Genomic DNA, 18,554 nt, shown 5'->3' on the forward strand with positions numbered 1-18,554 from the left:
ACAAGATTTTTTGAAATTTGTGGGTGTTTCTTTAAACTCTTAAGAAGATTTCGTAGATAAGATCCAGTCAACCGCTTCTGGTAGGCTATTAAAGGATTGGTGGGCTAGTGGTGACTCATCATCCACCATGAGGCTTGTCACACCCGCTGCATTGCCAGCTTCTAAATCAACTTCTCGGTCTCCAATCATATAACTTTGATTTGGATCAATATCATAGCGATCGATTAAGTCAAGAATCATACCAGGCTTGGGTTTGCGACACTCACAGCCTTCATGGGGCTTATGAATACAAGCTTTAACTTCTTTAATGGTCGCCCCTGCCTCTTTAATTTCTTCGGTCATTTTCTTATGGATTTCATCTAACATTTCTTTGGTCATATAACCAAGACCAACCCCACCTTGATTGGTTACAACAAATAAATCATAACCAGCATGATCTAATTTTGCCATAGCTTGTTTGGAGCTTTCTAAAAAGTGGAAGTCCTCAGGTTTATTGACAAAGCGAACTCGCTCCGATTTTACTTCATTAATAACGCCATCACGGTCCAGAAATACAGCTTTATTCATTTACATTCTCCTTTTGATCAGGTAGATCTGTGTCATAATGATTATTTTCTTCGATTTGTCGAAATTTAAACAAGTATACTAAAAAGACTATATGAAATACCAAACTGATTAGGCCAAAGATTATGACCAAACTTCCATATGTATTGCTATAAACATTGAGAGTGAAAGCAGACAATAAATGGACAATGATAAATACACTGACATACCAATTAAGGAAAGTCTTATATTTGTTTTGAAGTTCTTCTAATTTGAATTCCTTACAGATTTCTATCATCAACTTTAAGATAAAGTAAACAAGAATAACTTCCATGATCGTTAAAGCTGTAGAGTAGAAAAACCAGCCACCAGTGATTGCTTCGTGTAAATCGTTATTTGCAATAAATACAGATGGAGTGGAGAGTGCTGCCAGAATAAATGCCGTTAATCCACCACGTTTTGCTATTGGATAATCGCTTTCTAGGTGATAAAGGCCTACAGCTATCATAAAAAATCCAATAGGATCTGGAGAAATATCGATACTAATGATAAAAATTTCGAGAAAAACGATGATAAAACCCCAAAACATAAGTGTGAAAGCATACTTCATTCTTCTTCACCTTCCTTTCGTTTCTATAAATTCTATTAAGGCTTCTTGGTCTAGGTGGTAAGGGAGGTTTGATAGATGAATCTTTTGTTGAAACGATTCACCAGTTTCAGTTTCTCCATGAAGGATTAAGGGTGCTGCGATCATAATTGTTAAATCATTTGTTGCTTGATGTGTCACTAAAATTGATTCATTTTCTTCAAGTGTCAGTGGATAGGAGATATTTTCTAACTCATCGCCTGGTACCTCATTCCAAGCTAACTGTTCAATGTCGTTGACCACCCCTGGCTGAGCGGGTGCTTGAACCTTGACTTGTAATCCACTTGGAAATTGATCCCTTAATGGATAAGTGATTTGATCAATCGATATGTTTTCTTGTGCTCGATAAGAATCACTAGATTTAGGACTTGAACTAACACTAGCATGATGAGATAGTCCCTGTTTGGGTCGTGGTTTTGGTTCTGTTATGGACAGGTTAATATCAATATCTTGACTGGTACCATCTGAAAATTCAACGGTCATCTTATCTGTTACAAAGTGATCTGACTCTGCTAAAAGCTGAATAAGTATATGATCATTAAGATGAAGGTTGGCTGTATTAATAGCATAGTGATTAAATTCTCCAAAAGTATCGTGATGACCTTGGTGAGAACTAAATGGCTGAAATGGTGCTTGTGGTTGAAGCGGCACAGACTTATCACCTTCAGTTAAAAAGACCTTCCGTATGTGTGTCGAATCATGTCTATTGACAAGGTAGAATAGTTGAAAACTTCCTTCTGGTGACGCTTCCATATATATGTCATGATCGAATACAATTGGTTGATCAAGTGTCTTCGAGTGGTAATACCATTGATTTCCGATGATAGCAATGAAGAAGATGGTCATCAGAGTCCAAAAGTATTTCTCTTTATGTAACATTAAATCCCCCCCTTTTTTCATTGTTAAAACCATCATATCATGATTATTTGGAAAAGATTAGGGTGAAAAGTAACTATTTCGAAGATTATAATACAAATGCCTATTTCAGCTGAAGACAAGGCACTTGCTCATACGTCAGTACATAATATGGGTTAGATACAACAAAATCTTCGAGAGGAGTGCGAGGTCATTGGATCAAAATTATTATCCACAAGACGACCAACGCCAATGGTATAGTTGGCCGTTAAGTTTATTGGGAGGATTTATCGGATCACAGTTTGGTCAACCAGGCTTTCCAGGCCAACCAGGAGGACCAGGATATCAGCCAGGTCAACCAGATTTTCCAGGCCAACCAGGAGGACCAGGGTTTCAACCAGGCCAACCAGGTCAACCAGGAGGACCAGGATATCAGCCAGGTCAACCAGATTTTCCAGGCCAACCAGGAGGACCAGGATATCAGCCAGGTCAACCAGATTTTCCAGGCCAACCAGGAGGACCAGGGTTTCAACCAGGCCAACCAGGTCAATCAGGAGGACCGGGGCAACCACAAGTAGGCCCTCCATCTTCACCACCACCATCATTTACACCACAGCAAGCAGAATTCGGCATACAGGCCGTTGACCCAGGTGCAATTCGCCGTTGCCTTTATCGCTACACATATGTTTGGTTAGATAACCGTCAGAGATTCTGGTTCTATCCAACTTATGTAGGTAGAAGATCAGTTGCTGGGTATCGTTGGACTGGATTCTTCTGGACATATTTCGGGATCGATTTAGAGAGAATTGACTCCTTCCAATGCTTTTAGATTTTAAATGCTAATAAGAGTATTAATGAAATCAAAGTTTTAAAAAACAAGCTGTCTCAAAAAGTGGTTAGAAGGGCTTTTTGGGACAGCTTATTACCTTGAATTATTCATTTTTAGACTATATAAGTTAATTATGATTATGGAAAACTAAAATTGAAATTTTTAATACCCACCATCTTTATTCGGGTCAAAATTATCTAATAAGTGGTAATCGTAATTTTTTAAATCTGTTTCAGCTGGACCTTCAATAACTTCTCCTTTATAAGAGAAGCGAGAACCATGACAAGGGCAATCCCAGGTGCGTTCAGCATCATTCCAGTTAACCTCACAACCGACATGGGTACATGTTGTATCGACAATATAGACCGTCCCATCGTTAGCTTTGTAAGCACCTTTTCGGTGACCGTTTGTCACAAACGTGGTCGCTTGATCTTTTCCTAAGTCTTCTATCTTGTTTTTCGGAAAGGCCAACTTCCCTTTAATTAAGTGCTTAGTGACATCAAAGTTCTCTCTAAAAAATTTCTTTAAACTTGGGTCTGCGTTAAACCTTGAAGGCTGATAAACTTCCTGGTAAGGATTAATATTACCTTGAACAGTATCAGCCATTAGTTTAGCTGCTGCTGTACTGTTAGTCATTCCCCATTTCCGGTAACCTGTAGCAACCAAAACACGAGGTTCATTTTTGGTAATAGGACCAACATAAGGTATTTTATCTAATGTAATTAGATCTTGAGTAGACCAACGATACATAATCGGTTGTTTGCCGAAAATCTGCTCAGCTGAGCGTTTTAGTGCATGATAATGTTTTTGGAAGTTCCCACCTTGTCCGACTTTGTGACTTTCGCCCCCAAATAAAATATAATCTTGATGATGGATGGTTGTCTGTCTTATAGAACGAGAGGGCTGATCAACAGCTAAATAATAACCACCAGGATAAGAATCAGTCGGAAAGGCAATGACATAAGACCGGTCAGCTCGTAACCGTCCTGAGTATAAACCACGTCCCTCATAAAAAGGAAAGTGAGAACAGGATAAGACATATTTGGCTTCGATTTTATGACCTTCTCGAGTTATAACTGTAGCATGGTTTTCATCTGATTGGACATCAACAGCTGTTGTTTGTTCATAAATCTTTGTTCCCTGATTCTTGGCTAAGTCCGCTAGTTGACTCAAATATTGAGTTGGATTAAATTGGGCTTGATCCTTCATATACAGTGCATTTTCAATATCAATATTAAAAGGAATTTGATCGGTTATTTTTCCATTTATATTTAAACCTTCATAGGCTTGGTATTCCTTTTCAATTTTTCGTGCATATTCTCCAGTTGTGGAGTAGAGGTAGGCATCTTGCTTAGAAAAAGCACAATCAATTTGGTTGTCTTGAATAATGGATTCAATCAATTTAATGGCTTCTGAATTAGCTTCGTAATAACCTCGAGCGATTTGGTATCCAAAATGACTAATCAACTCATCATATATTAAGTTATGCTGTGCAGTCACTTTAGCAGTCGTATAAAGGGTTGTTCCACTAAGGATTCGATCAGCATCAATTAAGGTTACCTTTGTTCCAGACTTACTAAGTAAGTAAGCTGCGGTAATTCCAGTAATTCCACCCCCAACAATAGCTACCTCTGTTTTTACATCTTCATTTAAGGGCTCATGGGAAAAATTCTTTAGTGTATCTTTCCAGATCGGCTTGGATTCATTTGGTAAATCAAAATGTTCACTCATAAACTTCCCTCCATCATACATTCCTTCATACAGTTTTTGCTAAATGACAGAGAGTATACATGTGATATGATGAGTAGATGCCGTTTTAAAATTGTCGAATGAAGTCGCAACATTTTAGTGAAAAAGGTTTTTGAATTTGGTAGAATTTTCTTTTTATTTAGAGTAAAATAGAAGAAAGGGAACTAATAGGATAGGTAACTAGGGATATTTTGCTAGGACCAATGAATTACGTTACACTATCATTAGGTGTTTAAATAATTTAATTTAACTCGCTAAAGCTTTAATAGGTCAAGGGGAAGAACTGAGTATCTGGGGGAATCATTTGTGAAGTTAGAAAATCAATTACTTCATCAGGTGTTAAGGAGTGGCTTTGATAGTATGGTGTTCGTCATGCAAGTGGGTGAGGATCGTCAGTTTTATTACGAATTTATAAACGAACAAGCCTTAGAGAAGACACCATTAACTAAGAATGCGATTGGTCAGAATTTAAGAGCTGTCCTCCCTATGGGACAGGCTGAGCGGCTTGAGAAGAAATATATAGAGGCTGTAATAACAGGTCGAGTGATTACATATGAGGATCATTTATACGCACCAACCGGTTCAGAACAAGTTAATGAGGTTAAGCTAACACCGTTATTTTCTGAAGGTGGTGTTTGTACTCATGTAGTAGCAGTGGCAAGAGATATTACTGATTTTAAACGTGCTGAAGAAGCAAGAGAAGTTTCCAAACAACGGCTAGAGTTAAGTAAACAGCGTTATAAGTCACTATTTCACGATAATGCCGATGCTATTTTCTCAATAGACCATAAAGGTAAGCTGATGGAAGTTAATCGCGCCTTTGAAAAGCTTACTGGATATAATAAGAAAGATTTGATTGGGAAATTCGCATTTGACATTATTGATCATAAAATGAGACGTCAAATGAAGCGACATTTTATTCAAACTTTACGCCGTTCAATACAATCTTTTGAGGTAACGATTCCGAATACTAATAACGAAGAGATGGAATTAGACGTCAATATGACACCGATCGTTGCTGATGAGCGCGTATTAGGTGTTTATGTGATCATGAAAGATATAACAGAACAAAGACAAGCTGAACGTACTTTGCAAAGTAATGAAGAAAGATTCCGTATGATTGCTGAAAGCTCTCATGATTTGATTACGTTAGTTGATCATCAGGGCTATATCACTTACGCTTCTCCATCCTATAAATATATTCTGGGTCATCCACCGGAGCATTATGTAGGTCAGTCATTACTACATAATTTGCATGAAGAAGATTTTGACAGGGTATTGGATGCGTTTACTTATTCCAAAGAATATGGACAACCTATTTCACTAGAATTCAGACAAAAGCACCGTGAAGAAGGATGGCTATGGTTTGAACTGCAGGCTAAGCCAATCTACGATGATCATGGAATTCAGATGGTTGTCGTTACACGTGATATATCTGAAAGAAAGAAATACGAAGAACAATTAAAACTATTCGCTTACCATGATCCACTTACAGAACTTCCTAATCGTCGTCTATTTAAAACTTATTTGATTGACCATCTAAAAGATTATCAAAATAAGGGTCTAAATTTTGCGGTGATGATGCTTGATATTGATAATTTTAAATCTATTAATGATGATTTAGGACACGATATGGGGGATGAGGTTATTAAAGAGTTCGGTAAACGGATTAAGGCCAGTTTACGTGATTCTGATGTTGTCGCACGAATCGGTGGAGATGAATTTGTTGTCTTGTTATCTAATATAACGTCCAAACAAGATGCTATAGAAATTATCCATCGCATACAAAAAGTATTAGAGAATGATTGGATTTTCAGCGGTCAAAAAGTGTATGTGACTACCAGTATAGGTGTAGCTATGCCAGATTCACAGTCAGTCACTGAAGATCAATTATTTAAGATTGCTGACAACGCATTATACCAGGCAAAATCTCATGGTAAAGATACCTACGAGCTGACAACTATTAACTAAGCGAGGGAACTTCATTGATCACAACATTAATTGTTATCATTAGTATATTATTTGTTATTACGTTAGTATCGACCTTATTAATTGCCAAGGAGCAAAATCGTAAAATAAAAGAGTATGAAAGACAAGGCACGACTGCGAAGGAAGAGTTGGAGCGTTCGATTGAATATGAGGATCATTCGTTGAAATCTAATGTTCCAATGTTGTCTGCCATTTATATTGTATCTTTTGTTATTATCATTATTGCTATAGCTATTATTGTGAGTATTTTGTAAATTGACATAATTGTAACATTTAATTAATGAGCCCGTAATTTAATGACAGTTAATTATATGTTATGGTTTTAATAGAGTTCGTAAAATATCTCCCTATAATTATAAATTATGAGCAAGCGATTATTTCGCTTGCTCATTTTTTTTGTTTAATACTTTCATTAATTGTGAGTGGTATTTTTTTGAAACCAGGATATAAAGGAAGTCACCTGCTTGAATTTCTGTATCCCCATATGGTGTAACCAGATCGTCACCTCGAACAATAGCACTAATGGAAGCTTTCTTAGGAAAGTCGATTTCATGCAGCTTTTTACCAACAATAGCATTATCTCTATTAGTTTGAAATTGAACCATTTCGGCATTGGCCTGGGCAATTGAAATTAGCTCAATCGAGTGGTGAGGTGTATCTTTGACTGGCCCCATTAACCCTAGTTTACTTGCGACATAACTAATTGTTGAACCTTGAACGAGTGCCGATATGAGTACGACGAAGAAGATAATGTTGAAGTAAGTATCTGCATTTTCAATTCCTGCAACTATTGGGAAGGTTGCTAAAACGATTGGAACAGCACCCCTTAAACCTGCCCAGGAAAGAAAGGTTTTCTCTTTAATTGTGTACTTCATACCAATAGTTGATAAGAAAATAGCAACGGGCCTAGCAATAAAAATGAGCACAAGTGAAATTAATATTCCTGAGAAGACGTTAGATAATTGGAAAACCTGCTCTGGAAAAGCAAGCAATCCTAGAATGATAAACATAATGATTTGAGCTGTCCAAGCCAATCCTTCATTGAATTGAAAGATCGAATAACGGTATGTTAGTTCAGTATTTCCGATGACTAAAGCAGCCACATAGACTGCAAGAAACCCACTGGCATCAATTAACGAAGCAACGCTATAAGTAATTAATGCAAATGAAACGGCTAATACAGGATAAAGACCACTTGAATCCAAATTAATCTTATTAATAGCAATTGATGCTAATTTACCGATACCAAGACCTAATAGTAGTCCAATCCCCATCTGCCAGAAGAAGGATGGAACTAAACTCCATAAACCCGTTTGTTCATTAGTTATTAATTCAATAAACATTAATGTCAAGAATACAGCCATAGGGTCGTTGGTCCCTGATTCAGCTTCAAGGGTAGCCCCCATTTTAGCTTTAATGTTTCTCTCTTTTAAAGTCGCAAAAACAGCAGCAGCATCAGTTGATCCGACGATTGCTCCAAATAATAATGCTTCTAACCATGTAACATCTAAAATTATATGAACGGCCAAGCCAGTAATTAATGCGGTAAAGAATACTCCAGCTGTTGCGAGTGATATCGAAGGAACAGCTACGGATCGGACCGTACTCCACTTAGTCTGTAGACCACCTTCGAAGAGAATCATAATCAGGGCAAGAATACCGATAAATTGAGCAATGGCGACATTATCGAAATAAACTAATCCTAATCCATCACTACCGATTGCCATACCTACAGCGATGAAAAGGACTAGTGAAGGTAGACCGAGGCGACTTGAGAATTTAGCGGCAAGGATCCCACTCAATAGAAGAAAAGCAATTAAAAATATCAGTCCGTCGTTTCCAAATGTTTCTGATAGCATCGCATGTCCCCTTTAATTTCCTATACATTAATTATATTTTATCATAATGCGAAACATGATGCGTTTGATATGCACTAATTCTGGAAGATTATCTCAGTCTTAAGACGGAACAAAAGAGGTTCTTAAGGTCATGTGGAGGATACAAATTTTATGGTTTAATTAAGAGAAAGTGATGAAATGGGGGAGTGATTTGGTGGAAGAGCATAATATTATTGAAGTTAAGGGATTAAAAAAGGTTTATAAAAAAAGGAAGACAAAGGAACTGGTTACGGCTATCAGTGATATTAATTTTAATGTAAGAGAAGGAGAGATATTAGGTCTGTTAGGTCCCAATGGTGCAGGGAAAACAACAACGATAAAGTCAATTTGTGGCCTTTTAAGTCCTGATCAAGGAACCATCTATATAAAAGGTGTAGATGTTAAAAAAAATCGTCTAAAAGCATTAAACCATATTAGTGCTGTACTTGAAGGTAATCGAAATATTTATTGGCGTTTAACTGTTAGAGAGAACCTAGAGTATTTCTCGGGTAATAGAGGTAAAGGTCGGAAGGAAGTCAGACATCATATTGAAAAACTATTAAGGCAGTTTGATTTAAAACAAAAAGAAAATGAGTTAGTTAGTAGTTTGTCTCGGGGAATGCAGCAAAAGTTAGCAATCGCGATCGCCTTACTTGCTGACAGTGATGTAATTTTACTAGACGAACCGACACTTGGGATCGATATTGAAACGGGTTATGAAATCAGGGAGTTACTCAAACAGATTGTTAACGAGGAAGGTAAGACCATAATCATAAGCACACATGACATGCCGGTTGTGCAAGATTTATGTGAGCGAACGGTTATTATCAATAAAGGGCATGTCATTGCTGATGAACGAGTTGATCAATTAATCAATCTATTTGAAACTCGTGCTTACTCAATTACTCTAGGGAGTCCGTTATCTGATCGTCAACAACAATTATTAGAAGGAAAATTCCCGATATATCAAATGGTGGACCTACAGTTAGAAGTCACATTAGAAAATGAAGGTGACATCTATGATCTTATGGATATTTTAAAGAGCGAAGCAACTAAAATTACTAAAATAGACCGAACGACGATTGATTTTGAACAAGTGTTTATGCAGTTGATTCGTGAGGAGGGTAAACAGCATGTCGTTTCTTAATTTAGTTGGTGCCAATACGAGAATTGAGTTTATTGAACTGAAGCGTTATCTTCCAAATACATTAAGTTTAATTTTTACCTTCTACTTTATCTTTTTGGCGATGTTTTTTGGGATTAATGTAATTGGTGATCCACAAACAGCTGATGCTAATATCCAGTATGGGATTGTCAATATGGTGTTTTGGTATTTAACAATGATGACCTTACAAAACATTGGGTTTACGATTACTTTAGAGGCCACGCGAGGCACACTTGAGCAGCTGTATATGTCACCGTATGGTGTGTGGAGGATTTTGTTAGCAAGATTTCTTGGCTACTTAGCGATTCATAGTGTAGTCGTGATTCTATTATTATTTGCGACCATGTTAACAGCAAATCAATGGCTAAATTTGCAACCGACAATCGTCATCCCCATTATGTTGTTAACTATTATAGGGATTATAGGGGTTGGATTTATGCTGGCAGGTGCTTGCGTTATTTTTAAACAGATTCAAGCCTTCTTGCAAATCTTGCAGTTTATTTTAATGGGATTGGCTTTTGTTCCTTTGAATGTTGCACCATTTTTAGTCTTTGCTCCTTTTGTTAAAGGCTTTGATATGATTCGCCAAGTGATGATTCAAGGCCATACGTGGACGGATTTCACGGTATTAGATTTTTCTATCTTGATCATCAACTCTTTAGTCTATTTAGCAATTGGGGTCGCTTTTTATTTGAAGTGTGAAAAAATCGCAATGAGTAAAGGATTATTGAGTCAGTATTAGACTAAAGTGGGTGGTGAAAAAGCTGCCCACTTCTTATTGAATTAAAGAGGTTTCGTGATAACATGGTTACAAGGGTGGTGATTGTATGGTTAAATCATACATATTTCTTATTGTTACAGTCGTCATCTTCTCGGGGAACTTATTAATTGGAAAAGCGATCAATGACTTGCCGCCAGTAACAATTACTTTTTTTCGCTGTTTGATCGCTTTTTCAGTTGTTCTACCTTTTGCTATTAAGCAAGTACGTTGGTATCATGATGTCTTTCGTCAGTATTGGAAGTATTTATTAGTTTTCGCCTTGACAGGAATTACGACGTTTAATGTCTTGGTTTATTTATCTCTTAACTATACTACAGCAATTAATGCTGGAATTGTCGAGGCAACAACACCGATTTTTGCTGTGATCCTTGGATATTTTATTCTAAAGGAAAGGTTGAGTAAGAGGCAATTATTAGGAATGTTTATCTCATTCGTTGGTGCTGTGTGGGTGATTTCTGACGGTTCAGTGGAGGTATTAATGTCACTACAATTCAATACGGGTGATATGACTATGTTGTTAGCTGTATTAGTCTGGGCGATTTATTCGATATCAGTTAAGCAACATAATGAAAAATTCCCAGTGTATGGTAGTGCAGCTTTCATGCTAGGATTTGGTGTGATTATCTTGCTACCTTCAATGTTTATTGAGTGGTTTGTAGTGGGGTTACCTTCAGCATTAGGTGAGCTATCCAATTGGTTAGGTTTATTTTATTTAGGTGTTTTCCCGTCTTTTATTGCACTCGTCTTGTGGAACCAGGCAGTGACAGACATTGGTCCGTCTTTATCTAGTGTATTCCTCAATCTATTACCGGTCTTTACAGCTATTGGTGCGGTATTATTCTTTGGTGAGGATTTGACGATCGAGCAAACTTTAGGTGGTTTACTTGTTATTTTGGGTGTTTTATTAGTGAATGTGAACTTTAGAAATATAAAGTATTTTCGAAAAAGAGAAGAGGTTTGATGATTCGGTAAGTATCAGTTCTGGTCATTGACGCATTTACTAGCGAACCAATCGGGGATGGGTCGTTCTCGATTGTTTTTTTTGATGTGTGGGGGTTCACGATTGATTGCGTTTGAACCTTTATGGAGTTGGAGAAGAGTGAATGCCCATGCTCATCTACAGTAAAAAAACTGTCTCAAAAGCCATTATGTCTGTGACTTTTAAGACAGCTTCAACATTCGTTATTTATTTGGAAGCTTTTTGAAGTTTATGGATCATTTGTAGTGACTTACCTGTTCCAATTGCGACACATTCTAATGGGTTTTCTGCAATATGAACGGGTACATCAACTTCGCTTTCTAACCATTCGGCCATACCTTTAAGTAGTGCACCACCACCAGTTACAGTGATTCCTTGGTCAACAATATCACCACTTAGTTCAGGTGGACAGTTTTCTAAGGTTGATTTAACAGCTTCTAAAATATGCTCTAACGGTTCACGGATTGCTTCTTGAATTTCTTTTGAGTCTAATGTAATGGTTTTTGGTAAACCAGCAACTAAATCACGACCTCGCACCTCGATTATGACTGGTTCATGATCAATTAGTGCGTAACCGATTTCGGTTTTAATTGTTTCTGCTGTACGTTCACCGATTAAAACATTATAGTTTTTGCGAACGTACTGAATTATCGCAGCATCAATGTGATCTCCACCAACGCGCGCCGATTGTGCAGATACCACACCACCGAATGAAATAATAGCGACTTCACTAGTGCCGCCACCAATATCGACAACGACATTAGAGATTGGCTCGTCCACTGGCAACCCTGCACCAATTGCAGCTGCTAATGGCTCTTCAATAATATGAACGTTTTTGGCGCCGTATTCTTTCACAGCATTTTCTATGGCACGACGCTCAACAGAAGTTGAACCAGTCGGTGCACAAATAACGACATTTGGCTTTCGCATGGAAACGCCAATACGCTTACTAACTTTTTTAAGCATTTCAGTTAACATTTGTGATGTCACTTCATAATCTGCAATAACCCCATCTTTTAACGGGCGAATTGATGTAATATTAGCAGGTGTTTTACCAATCATATCTTTCGCTTCATGTCCAACAGCCAAGACATTCCCTGATTTGGAGTCAACAGCGACAACTGAAGGCTCATTGTAGACAACACCTTTATTTTTGCTATATATTAATAAGTTTGCAGTACCTAAGTCGATTCCTATTTCTGCATTTGCAAACATTTGATGGCCTCCATCCCTATATTTATATTTATCTATACAATTCGTTAGTTTATCATGTTTTATAAACCATATCGGTTAAGAATTTTTGACAAAAAAATTACAGAGGGGAGAGCCTCTGTAACAATCTTGGTTAATTTTTCTTACTTTCTAATAAGTTTGCAAGTGTTGATGCATCATACTTCTCTATTTTACGACCTTCATAGTTGCTTACGCCAAGTTTTTTAAGTTCAGAAACGTACCAACCTTTTGTTCCTACGTACATGAATAGCCCTCCTTCTGAGTTTTACCCTAAAAAGTCTGCAAAAGATATTTTACCATCAATTGTTGACATAAAAAAGAGTAAAGCCTATATTTTATGAGGAAATTTGTTCTTTTATTTAAAATAAAGACTAGAAGACGGGTAATGGAAGATATGTTATCATAAGTTGTTGCGAAATAAACACTTATAATTAGAAAGGTTTTTGGACCATGTCATATAAAACATTATCAGATGTCAAGGAACGTTTAGAGAGACTAGGGTCATTCGAGTTGAATGACGAGCGATTTGTTGAAGTGGCTGAACAAGCCATCGACAACGAGACTCAACAACCGAAAGATCGTTTATTATATGCCTATAAAAACTTATTAGCTGAGGTCTCCCAACAAATGAATCAGATGGATGATCATATGGGTATGCAACCAACCTGTCAAATGGGGTGTGCGTTTTGTTGTTACTTTCCCATTATTGTAACCAAGCTTGAGGCGAATATGATCATTCGTGGGATTGAATCGATGGAAGAGGAACAACGAGATCAACTCGTCCAACATTTACAAAGCTACTTTATAAATCAGAAGGAAAAGGTAGCGGCATGTACGTCACTTGATTTTGAACAAGGGGAGATCAAGCATGAATACATGAAGAAACAGTTGCCTTGTCCATTACTAGACCCAGAAACAAATACGTGTATGGCCTATGAGTGGCGTCCACTTCCTTGCCGTACGTATGTGAATTACATGGATCCTAAAATTTGTGAGAAGCAGCTAGTGCCGGAAGAAGCGGTTAGCTTTGAATTTTTATATGAAGATTATATGGGAAATTTGAATGAAGTAGCTCAAGAGATTGCTATGGAAGATGGCCATGCGATTGATTATCCGGCAGATGTTTTCCAATATAACTATTTGCCCGTGTTTTTAAAAGAATGGATTGAGGAAAGAGAATAGATATTAAAAGGAGCACCCTGTGCTGGTAGTGCACCCCAAAAGCTAGATTTTTACTCTAATTTTGGATGCAGCACCGAGGGGGATGCTCCTTATTTTTATTGTGCTAAGGTCTCGACCATGAGCAAACGGTCATCATTGACGGGTTTAACTTGAGAATCAGTCAACCAGATTGCGGACATACCTAATTGTAAAGCTGGGGCGATTTCATTCATGAAGTTATCCCCAATAGAAATCGTATCTTCAGGCTTGACTTGATATTTATCTAATACATATTCAAAATGTTGCTTCGTAAAGACGGGTTTACGTGCCCATGAAATTAATTCAACGAAATAATCATCAAGCTCAAGGAATTTAAGTAGGCGTTTGGCATCTTCCTCATCACTATTCGTACAAACTATAAGTGTATGATCTTGGTGGATAGAAGCTAAATATTCTTTTAAGCCAGGAGTTTGGTTCAAGAAACCATCTAATTCCGACATTTGCTCTTTGGTTTTGTTATAGCATTCCTGAATAGTATCAACGGCAATACCGAAGTGACGCGCAATTGCATAAGGTGGCCACCAGCCATCACCAATTGGAACCCAATGATTAAAATCAAAGTCGGCCGCTTTAATATTTTTCGGCGCATCGCTAACTTCAACAACCTCATCGTCCCAATTACGTGCTTCTGTTAATTCCTCAGTGAACGGATCCCATGTCCAAATTAAGTCACGCTTACCATCATAAATTTTCCCAATTTGTACAGGGTGATTTCCCTTTTGAATCTGATCATAAATAGCCTGGAATTGTTGCTGTTCCTGCTCATTGAGATGAGCCTTTAAGTTCTCTGTATGTAGTTTAAAATGCTCAGTCCCCTCATATAATGTACCATCCAAATCAAAGATCGCAACTTGATGGCTTTCAATCAAGCGATTATACATCCTATTCATCCTTCCTTCTCTCTATTGATTTAATATTACCACAAGAGGTATTGGTGGTTAAATTAATTTAATATCTGAGGTGTGGAGGTCGGATGAAGAGGGGCGACAGTCGGATGAGAGTGTGTGAAGGTCGGATGAAGAGGGGTGACAGTCGGATGCGAGGGTGTGAAGGTCGGATGAAGAGGGTGACAGTAGGATGCGAGTGTGTGAAGGTCGGATGAAGAGGGGCGAAAGTCGGACGAGAGTGTGTGAAGGTCGGATGAAGAGGGGTGACAGTCGGACGAGAGGGTGTGAAGGTCGGATGAAGAGGGGCGAAAGTCGTATAGGATTTGATTTCTCAATTAAGGGTGATGATTCAGTAAATAATATGGTGCATTCAGTAATAATATCTCATATTCGCCAATTAATCATCGGTATTCATCAATTAGTGGAAGAGATTCATTAATAAAAATGAGAATTCATCAATAAATCAAGTTATTCCTTATTAAAAGTCCACATTCATCAATAAATCAAGCTATTCATGATTAATACTCCTAATTCATCAAAAAAACTTCTGATTCATCATTAACCTCACCACCCACTCCCCCTAGAAAATCAAGGTGCAGAATACATATCTACCCAATCACTAGCTCAGAATTAAGTTTTTTAACTTAAAGGTATTAACAGCTAAATTCTACTATTTTGCTCGTATTTTTTGTAAAATATACTTGAAGGGAAATAGGAGGAAGGCTGTCGTGTGATTTGTAAACCACTACTCACGAGATTTATATACATATGAGTTTAGATGAGCTATCACATAAAACTAGACAATGAATTCAGAAAAAATTGGATAACATTGTAGGGGAAATCCTTTTGTTATCAGATATTTTTGTTTATGATTAATGAAGGTAGGATATAGATAAAGGGAATAATAATTTGAAGGTGGTCAATATGGTAAAAGTTTTATTTGTGTGTTTGGGTAATATTTGTCGTTCGCCAATGGCTGAGGCTGTTTTTCAGGATTTGTTAACTGTGAAAGGATTAGATGAAAAGTTTGTCGTCGATTCAGCTGGAATTGCAGATTATCATGTTGGCTCTTCACCACATGAAGGAACGTTAACAAAGCTAAAAGAACATGGAATTAATGCAAATGGTCTGATGGCAAGACAAGTTACAGAAGAAGATTTTGTTCATTTTGATTATATCATTGCAATGGACGATGAAAATATAAAAGCCTTGAATCAAATGAAAGGTTCTCAGTCTGAAGCAGAAGTGAAGAAGTTATTGGACTATTTACCAGATTCATCAGTTAATAACGTACCAGATCCGTACTTTACAGGGGACTTTGACGAGACCTATGAGTTGGTTTCACAGGCGTGTGAGTATCTCTTACACGATATTCGTAGTTCACAAGATATTTAAAATTGGAGGGGTGCTAAGATGCGATTGTGGAAAAAAAGTATGCTAGTCGGAGCAGTAGTAGGGTTTAGTTTTGCGATGTTTAAGCAAGAAGAGCGTCATCATGTTATTAACCAGTCCAAAGAAGCTTTGGATCAGTTCAAGGAAATATATCACCATCCCTCACGAACGATTCATCAGCTACGCTTAAGGCTGGACCAAGCTTCAACCAGCGTAGAACAATTTGTGAATCAATTAGACCAAATTGAGAAAAAGTTAAGTGAGAGAGCTGATTCTGAATCTAGGTAGAAGGTGAGCCTTTGTGATATTTGATTCAAAATTTTGGCGTGAGGTACTTCGCCGCTTTACAGACGATGAAGTCATCGGATTATCTGCACAATTAGCCTACTTTTTCTTATTATCGTTATTACCATTCCTGATTTTCTTACTGACGTTAATCGGTTTTTTACCAATCGAAGAAAACCAGGTTTTTCGTATGGTCGATACTTATTTCCCACCAGATACACTTGGGTTAGTTAGAGATAATATTGATTATTTAATGGAGCAGAGAAATGGTGGATTACTATCTATTGGTCTAATTGGGACGATTTGGTCTGCTTCAATCGGTGTAAATGGATTGATTCGAGCGTTTAACCGAGCTTATCAGATTGATGAGGATCGTTCTGTTTTTATCACACGTTTTTTAGCGATCGCGATGACAATCTTAATGATTCTGGTCATTGCCGTTGCATTGGTATTACCTGTATTTGGGCGTTTAATTGGAGAATTTTTCTTCTCATTTTTTGGGGTTTCAGAGCAGTTTTTAAATATTTGGGAATCGATGCGTTGGGTCGTTTCGTCTTTAGTGATGATCTTCGTCTTGACGATTCTTTTTATCTTAGCGCCGAGTAGGAAAATTAAACTCTTACATGCCTTGCCTGGAGCAGTTGTTGCAACAATTGGTTGGCAATTGACCTCATTAGGTTTTTCCTTTTATGTATCGAATTTCGCTAATTATTCAGCTACCTATGGCAGTTTAGGTGGTGTGATAGTGTTAATGATCTGGTTATTTTTATCAGCGATGATGATCGTCATTGGAGGCCAGGTTAATGCGATTTTGGATAAATATAAAGGGCGATTGTTATCTAAATAAACCGCAACTCCTCATATGGGAGTTGCGGTCTTTTTAATTTCAAGCTGATTCAGGTTTGGGTCTTTTCGTAATCATCGTAATGGTGATAATTAATAAGAATATGACAATGATATAGAAAAACGACACCTCTGGTAGTAAGTCAATAAAAGCTCCACCCAGTAAAGGTCCAGCGATACTGCCAAAGCTAAACATTGCAGCACATAAAATGTTTCCAGCAGGTAATAAAGACTTTGGAAGTAGGTCAGTCATATAGGATATTCCTAGCGAATAGAGCGAACCGACTAACATACCAGCAAGGGTAAATGTAATAAATAACCCGATAAGACTGTGTTCGAATAGTGCTGTGATTATAAAGGTAATGGTCCCCCCACTAAGTACTAGTGATAAGACATTCACCCGACCGATTTTATCACTTAATATACCTAGTGGAATTTGTGAAATAATACTGCCGGCTGCAAAACATGGAATAATTACCGAAATCATGGTAACCTCATGGCCGATCCGTAATGCATACACAGGGAAATTACTATGTAAGGTAGTCTCCAAGAAGCCGTAAGTAAATGGTGCTAATAAGGCAACCCAAGCATATTTAAAAGCACCACTGAAACGATGGGTTGTCTTTGATGTAGCGACTTGAACGTCATCATCTTGAACGGGGAAGTCATTTCTCACTAAGAACATCAAAGACCAAACGAGTAAACAGAGTACAGAGCTAACAATGAATGGAAAGGATGGACTAACTTCTATTAATGGTGACATAAGTGGACCAATGGTAAAACCGAGTCCAAAAGAAAGTCCATAAATTGCAATTGACCTACCCCGTTTATGAACAGGGGTAGTTGTTGTAATCCATGTTTGAGTTCCAAAATGAAGAATATTATCCCCGATACCAATCAATAACCTTAAGATAAACCAAAACCATATCGATTCCCAGATGGTAAAGAAAAACAAAGAAGAAAAAACGAGTGCTCCACCTATTAAAATAACTGGTTTATAGCCATATTTTCTTAATGGTGCTTCAAGAAATGGTGAAATAATTAAAATTCCTATGTATAGAGCTGTTGCATGAAGTCCGTTGATGGTTGAAGAAACACCTTGATCTTCTAATAGAATGGCGATTAAAGGGAGTAACATCCCTTGTGAAAAGCCAGAAATCCCCACCAACGAAACTAATATGGCAAATCTTCCTCGTATTGTTACCAAGTGCCCACCTCCTGATCGAAGCAAACTTGATGACATTGTATCTTAAAATCGTGTTAAAATGAAAGCAACCAAC

Annotated in this window: 19 protein-coding genes; 10 read left to right on the plus strand and 9 right to left on the minus strand. The window is 37.5% G+C overall.

The features are described from left to right. Nucleotides 1-39: 39 nt before the first annotated feature. Genes HWQ49_RS08970 through HWQ49_RS08980 form a run of 3 tightly spaced genes read right to left on the minus strand, consistent with a single transcriptional unit; the run spans nt 40 to nt 2,068 of the window. Nucleotides 40-567 carry a D-glycero-alpha-D-manno-heptose-1,7-bisphosphate 7-phosphatase gene (locus HWQ49_RS08970; protein ID WP_188207276.1) on the minus strand — a complete coding sequence of 176 codons (528 nt, stop codon included), beginning with the start codon at nt 565-567 and terminating at the stop codon, nt 40-42. After that, nucleotides 560-1,153, minus strand: a complete 594-nt coding sequence (locus HWQ49_RS08975; RefSeq protein ID WP_188207277.1) for a hypothetical protein — start codon at nt 1,151-1,153, stop codon at nt 560-562. The genes HWQ49_RS08970 and HWQ49_RS08975 overlap by 8 nt, the downstream gene beginning before the upstream one ends. Before the next feature lie 6 nt (nt 1,154-1,159). Then, a complete protein-coding gene (locus HWQ49_RS08980; protein WP_188207278.1) occupies nt 1,160-2,068 on the minus strand; it encodes a hypothetical protein in 909 nt (302 codons plus the stop codon). A gap of 190 nt (nt 2,069-2,258) precedes the next feature. On the opposite strand from HWQ49_RS08980, the gene HWQ49_RS08985 reads away from it, so the two are divergent. Beyond that, nucleotides 2,259-2,873, plus strand: coding sequence for a hypothetical protein (locus HWQ49_RS08985; RefSeq protein WP_223155086.1), 615 nt, complete (start codon nt 2,259-2,261; stop codon nt 2,871-2,873). A gap of 162 nt (nt 2,874-3,035) precedes the next feature. Here the strand turns inward: HWQ49_RS08985 and HWQ49_RS08990 are convergent, their stop codons facing one another. Next, on the minus strand, nt 3,036-4,604 hold the full coding sequence (locus HWQ49_RS08990; protein WP_188207279.1) for an FAD-dependent oxidoreductase: 1,569 nt from the start codon (nt 4,602-4,604) through the stop codon (nt 3,036-3,038). A gap of 324 nt (nt 4,605-4,928) precedes the next feature. Here HWQ49_RS08990 and HWQ49_RS08995 point away from each other — a divergent pair, with 324 nt between their 5' ends. Next, a complete protein-coding gene (locus tag HWQ49_RS08995; RefSeq protein WP_188207280.1) occupies nt 4,929-6,593 on the plus strand; it encodes a sensor domain-containing protein in 1,665 nt (554 codons plus the stop codon). 14 nt (nt 6,594-6,607) lie between these two features. Then, nucleotides 6,608-6,865, plus strand: coding sequence for a hypothetical protein (locus tag HWQ49_RS09000; RefSeq protein ID WP_188207281.1), 258 nt, complete (start codon nt 6,608-6,610; stop codon nt 6,863-6,865). A gap of 120 nt (nt 6,866-6,985) precedes the next feature. Here HWQ49_RS09000 and HWQ49_RS09005 read toward each other — a convergent pair whose 3' ends face one another. Beyond that, complete coding sequence (locus HWQ49_RS09005; protein ID WP_188207282.1) at nt 6,986-8,470, minus strand: potassium/proton antiporter; 1,485 nt, start codon at nt 8,468-8,470, stop codon at nt 6,986-6,988. 193 nt (nt 8,471-8,663) lie between these two features. Here HWQ49_RS09005 and HWQ49_RS09010 point away from each other — a divergent pair, with 193 nt between their 5' ends. From HWQ49_RS09010 to HWQ49_RS09020, 3 genes are all read left to right on the plus strand, one after another. Then, on the plus strand, nt 8,664-9,635 hold the full coding sequence (locus HWQ49_RS09010; RefSeq protein WP_317450923.1) for an ABC transporter ATP-binding protein: 972 nt from the start codon (nt 8,664-8,666) through the stop codon (nt 9,633-9,635). Further along, the gene (locus HWQ49_RS09015) at nt 9,622-10,395 is read left to right on the plus strand and encodes an ABC transporter permease (protein WP_188207284.1); all 774 of its coding nucleotides are present in this window, start codon (nt 9,622-9,624) and stop codon (nt 10,393-10,395) included. Before HWQ49_RS09010 ends, HWQ49_RS09015 begins: the two co-directional genes overlap by 14 nt. Before the next feature lie 85 nt (nt 10,396-10,480). Next, a complete protein-coding gene (locus HWQ49_RS09020) occupies nt 10,481-11,395 on the plus strand; it encodes a DMT family transporter (protein ID WP_188207285.1) in 915 nt (304 codons plus the stop codon). A 225-nt stretch (nt 11,396-11,620) separates the two neighbouring features. Here HWQ49_RS09020 and mreBH read toward each other — a convergent pair whose 3' ends face one another. Together mreBH and HWQ49_RS09030 are read right to left on the minus strand one after the other, a co-directional pair. After that, entirely contained in the window at nt 11,621-12,628 is a 1,008-nt protein-coding gene (mreBH, locus tag HWQ49_RS09025) for a rod-share determining protein MreBH (RefSeq protein ID WP_188207286.1), read from the minus strand. Between the two features lie 130 nt (nt 12,629-12,758). Then, on the minus strand, nt 12,759-12,890 hold the full coding sequence (locus HWQ49_RS09030) for a YflJ family protein (RefSeq protein WP_188207287.1): 132 nt from the start codon (nt 12,888-12,890) through the stop codon (nt 12,759-12,761). 206 nt (nt 12,891-13,096) lie between these two features. Between HWQ49_RS09030 and HWQ49_RS09035 the strand changes: the two genes are divergently transcribed. Next, nucleotides 13,097-13,828, plus strand: coding sequence for a YkgJ family cysteine cluster protein (locus HWQ49_RS09035; RefSeq protein WP_188207288.1), 732 nt, complete (start codon nt 13,097-13,099; stop codon nt 13,826-13,828). A gap of 95 nt (nt 13,829-13,923) precedes the next feature. On the opposite strand, the gene HWQ49_RS09040 is transcribed toward HWQ49_RS09035, so the two are convergent. Continuing rightward, nucleotides 13,924-14,757, minus strand: a complete 834-nt coding sequence (locus HWQ49_RS09040) for an HAD family hydrolase (RefSeq protein WP_188207289.1) — start codon at nt 14,755-14,757, stop codon at nt 13,924-13,926. Nucleotides 14,758-15,678: 921 nt separating this feature from the next. Here HWQ49_RS09040 and HWQ49_RS09045 point away from each other — a divergent pair. From HWQ49_RS09045 to HWQ49_RS09055, 3 genes are read left to right on the plus strand one after another with little or no spacing between them, the layout of a single operon-like run. Further along, nucleotides 15,679-16,149 (plus strand): low molecular weight protein-tyrosine-phosphatase, encoded by a 471-nt coding sequence (locus tag HWQ49_RS09045; RefSeq protein WP_188207290.1) that lies wholly within the window; start codon nt 15,679-15,681, stop codon nt 16,147-16,149. A gap of 18 nt (nt 16,150-16,167) precedes the next feature. Continuing rightward, entirely contained in the window at nt 16,168-16,434 is a 267-nt protein-coding gene (locus HWQ49_RS09050; RefSeq protein WP_188207291.1) for a hypothetical protein, read from the plus strand. 13 nt (nt 16,435-16,447) lie between these two features. Continuing rightward, entirely contained in the window at nt 16,448-17,278 is an 831-nt protein-coding gene (locus HWQ49_RS09055; RefSeq protein WP_188207292.1) for a YihY/virulence factor BrkB family protein, read from the plus strand. Between the two features lie 39 nt (nt 17,279-17,317). Here HWQ49_RS09055 and HWQ49_RS09060 read toward each other — a convergent pair whose 3' ends face one another. After that, nucleotides 17,318-18,481 carry an MFS transporter gene (locus HWQ49_RS09060; RefSeq protein ID WP_188207293.1) on the minus strand — a complete coding sequence of 388 codons (1,164 nt, stop codon included), beginning with the start codon at nt 18,479-18,481 and terminating at the stop codon, nt 17,318-17,320. Nucleotides 18,482-18,554 lie beyond the last annotated feature (73 nt).

This window comes from Alkalibacillus aidingensis (assembly GCF_014595945.1).
Taxonomy (GTDB): Bacteria; Bacillota; Bacilli; order Bacillales; family Alkalibacillaceae; genus Alkalibacillus; species Alkalibacillus aidingensis.